1 protein-coding gene is annotated in these 316 nt (G+C 44.0%); it reads right to left on the bottom strand.

The features are described 5' to 3' along the window. Positions 1-316, bottom strand: a 316-nt coding sequence (locus AAEZ18_RS18530; protein ID WP_352255860.1) for a Tn3 family transposase, incomplete at both ends; no start/stop codon positions are given.

Here is a 316-nt window from a genome sequence, read left to right as displayed (position 1 = left end):
GTGCTTAGATGCTCATAACTGCGATCAGATATTTGTGCCATCCCATATACGCCGCGATGTGTCGCATTCGCAATTAGAATAGCCAATAAATCATCCTGATTGGCGCCTACTTGTTTTTGTATTGGCAGCACGTGTGCGAAGCATTGCATAAAGTTGGTTTCTTGTTCAACATAACGCAACACATCAGCAATACTGACGGGGATCATTTGTTTAAAGAAAGGGTTGTTGACAAGTGATTGGGAGCCTTTAACTGGCAGTCGCCATCGTGTGCCACTTCGGCTCTTCATGATCACATTGCGGTTATCACCATTATCAA

Origin of the sequence: Pseudoalteromonas sp. 19-MNA-CIBAN-0066 (assembly GCF_040308705.1) — a bacterium.
Lineage (GTDB): Bacteria > Pseudomonadota > Gammaproteobacteria > Enterobacterales > Alteromonadaceae > Pseudoalteromonas > Pseudoalteromonas nigrifaciens.
This window is presented reverse-complemented; position numbering and strand designations above follow the sequence as displayed.